Raw genomic sequence first — 3,350 nt, forward strand, 5'->3', positions numbered from 1 at the left:
GACCGCGGGTACCGGCAACGGTCAGGCCGCCGGTTCGGGGCGGCACGCCCGGCCGGTGCCGCCGCAGCCGGAGCCCGGTCCGAAGACCGAGCCCGTTCCCGCCGCGCTGCAGGGCAAGGGTCTCGACGGCGCCACGCCCCAGGGACTGACGCTGTCCGGCCCGTCCGAGAGCGGTGACGTCCAGTCCCGTGGTGACGGTACGGCCGGGGCCGACGAGAGCACGGGCAACGGCAGACAGGCCGGCGGCTCCGGGGGCGGCGGCTCGCGACGGGAGCGCCGCGCCGCCGCCCGGGAAGAGGCGAAGAAGAACAAGAAGGGCGCGCGTCGCTGATCCCGGCATGCGCCGTCAGCCCGGTTCGAGCACGCTGAACGACACGCACAACCAGCCGTGTACCCCGTGCTCGAACCGGGCCGTCACCGCGCAGGCCCGGGTCGGGGCGGTGGCGGTGCCGCACAGCTCCAGCGCCTCCTCGGCCGGGCGGCAGACGTGGATGTTCCGCAGGACGTAGCGCGGCCGGTCGTTGCCCGGCACGGTCGCCCGCAGACGTCGGTACAGCGGCGGGTCCAGCCAGTCCGTCAGCTGGGCGAGCGGACGCCGTCCGGTGTAGGCCTCGAGGAGCCCGGTCAGCACCCGGTGCAGGAGCCGACGTCCCGGGGGAGTGATCGAGCTGCGACGTCGCTCCTCCTCGTACAGTTCGACGAGGAGTTCGTCGAGGGTGAGCTGACCGTCCGCGACCGAAGGAGGGTCCGGCGGGTCGTCGATGTGCCCGGGTTCGTACGGCTTCAGCGGAACGACCCCGCTGTCCGGTGAGAACGGGTGCATGAGCAGTCCCCTCCCTCGTCGCATCTGCTCGGTGGCGGCGGCCCCCTCGACCGCCTCCACCGGTAGAGAGGGTTACCGACCGGTTTTCGGATCCGCAGGCCGCCTGAAGAGGTGAAATCCCCCGCTCCCGGGCGGCGCGCACCGGGCTGCGGTGCTATTCGCGTAAGCCTCGGCTACGGTGACCGGATGCTGCGCGGACTCGTGCTGGATCACGCGGGCGTGCTGACCGATCCGGAAGCCGGACCGCTGTTGAGTGCGGTCGACCGTGCCCGTGCGGGGGGCGTGCGTGCGGCGGTGCTGTCCAACGCGGCGGGCGGGGGTGACGTCCGCGCGCGCCTGTCCGGCCGATTCGACACCCTGGTGTTCTCCGGTGAGGTCGGCGCCGCGAAACCGGACCCGGAGATCTACCACCTGACGGCCCGCCGTCTCGGCCTCACCGCGGCCGAGTGCGTGCTGGTGGACGACTCACCCCGGTATGTCGCGGGCGCCGTGGCGGCCGGGATGGTCGGTGTCCGGCACGTGTCGGTGCCGCAGACCCTGACGGAACTCGCCGCCCTGTTCCCGGAGGAACCCGCCTTCTGCTGAGGCGGGGTGCGCCCGTCGCTACTCCCGGCCCGCGCGGCCGCGACGGACCAGGTCGAAGCAGACGACCGCCGCGGCCGAGGAGACGTTGAGCGATTCGACCTCACCCGGCATGGGGATCGACACCCAGCCCGCGACGAGATCGGCCACGTCGGCACCGACCCCCTGCGTCTCGCCGCCGAGCACGAACGCCGTCCGGGCGGGCAGTTCGCAGGTGAACAGCGACTCCACACCCACCCCCGGGTCGGTGTCCGGCCGGGCACCGAGGGCGTACACGGCGTAGCCCGACTCGGTGAGCTGTTCGACGGCCTCCGCCGCGGTCGCGCAGCGCAGCACGGGCGCCCGGAAGGCCACCCCGGCCGAGGCCTTCACCACCAGCGGGTCCAGCGCGGCCACACCCCGGTGCGGCACCACGACGCCACCGAGGCCCGCGGCGGTCGCCGTCCGCAGGATCATCCCCACGTTCGCGGACGTGGTGACGCCGTCGAGCACGAGCACCGGGGCCGGGGGAGTGGGCGAGTCCAGCGCCGCCGCCAGCGGCCGCATCCGGGGCGCCACGACGTCGGCCAGCACACCCTGGTCCTGTTTCCCGTTGCCCGCGAGCACCTTCACCCGGTGGGCGTCGGCGCGTCGGACCGGGACACCGCGCGCACCGGCCGCGCGTTCGATCTCGGCCACCGCCGGTCCCCGCGCGGTGTCCGCCAAGATCACTTTGTCGACATCGAGGGTGCGGTCGCCCAGGACCTCCAGCACGGGCTTGCGCCCGTAGACGGTCAGGAACCGGTCCTTCGGCGATCCCGCGCCCGCTCCGTGCGCGGCGTCCCCACCCTGCGCGGCGCGGCCACCCTCTGCGGCGCCTCCACCCTGTGCTGCGCGGCCGCCCTGTGCTGCGCGGCCATCCTGTGCTGCGCGGCCGCCCCGGGCCCGTGTACCTCCCACACCGCCAGTTTCCCACCCGCCCGGCTCGTCGCGGCGGCGGCCGCCCGGATCTGTCAGGATCGGATCATGACCGACCGTCTCTCCGCGCTGGACGCCTCGTTCCTGTACGCGGAGCGGCCCGCCACCCCGCTGCACGTGGGCGGCATCGCGATCGTCGAGCGGCCGGAGACGGGGTTCGACTACGGACAGCTGCTGTCCCTGGTCGGCCGCAGGCTGGCGTACCTGCCGCGCTACCGCAGGCGGGTGCGGCCGGTCCCGGGGCATCTGTCCCGGCCGGTGTGGGTCGACGACGTCGACTTCGACCTGAACTATCACGTGCGCCGCTCCGCGTTGCCCGAGCCGGGGACCCGCCGGCAGCTGTTCGAGCTGGTGGCGCGGCTGTTGGCGCGGCCGCTCGACGTCGAGCGGCCGCTGTGGGAGCTGTACATGGTCGAGGGGCTGGCCGGGAACCGGGTGGCGCTGGTGACCAAGACGCACCAGTCGATGGTGGACGGCATCGGATCGCTCGATCTGGGACAGTTGCTGCTCGACGACGAGCCCACCGAACCCGGGCCCGCCGAGGAGTTCTGGACCGCACGGCCCCGCCCGGGGCGGGTGCGTCTGGTGACCGACGCCGTCGCCGACACGGTGCGCCGCCCCGCGGAGATGGTGGAGAACGTCCGGACGGCCGTACGGGACGTCGCCAGTACCGCCGACCGGATGTTGGGTGCGGTGGAGGAGGTGGCCTCGGCGGTGCACTCGGTGCTCCGCCCCGCGGCCCCGAGCCCGCTCAACGCGCAGGTGAGCCGCGGCAGGGTGTTTGCCGGGGTACGCACGGACCTGGAGGACCTCCGCCGGGTCCGGCGGCGGCACGGGGGCACCGTGAACGACGTGGTCCTCGCCGTCGTCACGGGGGCGTTGCGGGAGTGGCTGGCGCGCCGCGGGATGCCGCTGAGCCAGACGTCGACCGTGCGGGCGCTGGTCCCGCGCGCCGTGCGCGACGGGGACAGCGTCGGCGGGTCCCCGG

4 protein-coding genes and 1 pseudogene are annotated in these 3,350 nt (G+C 74.2%); 3 read left to right on the plus strand and 2 right to left on the minus strand.

Annotation, left to right across the window (positions count from 1 at the left end):
* A pseudogene (locus tag ACTIR_RS26350) lies at positions 1-331 on the plus strand (hypothetical protein); the annotation flags it as partial.
* A gap of 15 nt (positions 332-346) precedes the next feature.
* Here ACTIR_RS26350 and ACTIR_RS0105680 read toward each other — a convergent pair.
* Positions 347-823 carry an Rv3235 family protein gene (locus tag ACTIR_RS0105680; protein WP_026453546.1) on the minus strand — a complete coding sequence of 159 codons (477 nt, stop codon included), beginning with the start codon at positions 821-823 and terminating at the stop codon, positions 347-349.
* A 186-nt stretch (positions 824-1,009) separates the two neighbouring features.
* On the opposite strand from ACTIR_RS0105680, the gene ACTIR_RS0105685 reads away from it, so the two are divergent.
* The gene (locus ACTIR_RS0105685) at positions 1,010-1,408 is read left to right on the plus strand and encodes an HAD-IA family hydrolase (protein ID WP_026453547.1); all 399 of its coding nucleotides are present in this window, start codon (positions 1,010-1,012) and stop codon (positions 1,406-1,408) included.
* An 18-nt stretch (positions 1,409-1,426) separates the two neighbouring features.
* Here the strand turns inward: ACTIR_RS0105685 and ACTIR_RS21945 are convergent, their stop codons facing one another.
* Entirely contained in the window at positions 1,427-2,182 is a 756-nt protein-coding gene (locus ACTIR_RS21945) for a TrmH family RNA methyltransferase (protein WP_052583738.1), read from the minus strand.
* Positions 2,183-2,410: 228 nt separating this feature from the next.
* On the opposite strand from ACTIR_RS21945, the gene ACTIR_RS0105695 reads away from it, so the two are divergent.
* On the plus strand, positions 2,411-3,350 hold a 940-nt coding region (locus ACTIR_RS0105695), incomplete at its 3' end, for a wax ester/triacylglycerol synthase family O-acyltransferase (protein WP_026453548.1).

The organism is Saccharomonospora iraqiensis subsp. iraqiensis (genome assembly GCF_000430445.1).
GTDB lineage: Bacteria > Actinomycetota > Actinomycetes > Mycobacteriales > Pseudonocardiaceae > Saccharomonospora > Saccharomonospora iraqiensis.